This is a genomic window from Mycobacterium ostraviense (assembly GCF_002705925.1).
Classification (GTDB): Bacteria; Actinomycetota; Actinomycetes; order Mycobacteriales; family Mycobacteriaceae; genus Mycobacterium; species Mycobacterium ostraviense.
In genome coordinates this window covers 1-257 of record NZ_NKRE01000125.1, presented here as the reverse complement: position 1 = coordinate 257, position 257 = coordinate 1, and the positions used below count along the sequence as shown (strand labels likewise).

Here is a 257-nt window from a genome sequence, read left to right as displayed (position 1 = left end):
CTACGGTGCTGCGCCAGTGGCGGCAATCGCTGCAGGACGGCCGCTACAGTGAAGCACGATTGGCCCTGGCCTCACTGGTGCTGACGCTGTGCCGGCAGGGCCATGGCAACCTGCTGCTGCCGCAGGCACCGAGCCTCGGCGAACAGATCCGCGACCGCATCGCCGCCGAACCGGCACGCGACTGGCAATCGCGCGACGTGGAAGAGCAGTTCGCGCTGAGCGGCGCCACCCTGCGCCGTCGACTCGCCGCCGAGGAC

The 257-nt window shown here is 70.4% G+C and carries 1 protein-coding gene; it reads left to right on the top strand.

What is annotated here, in order from left to right; translation table 11 throughout:
* A partial coding sequence (locus CDN38_RS33750) for a hypothetical protein (protein WP_204903268.1) occupies positions 1-257 on the top strand: 257 nt, incomplete at both ends.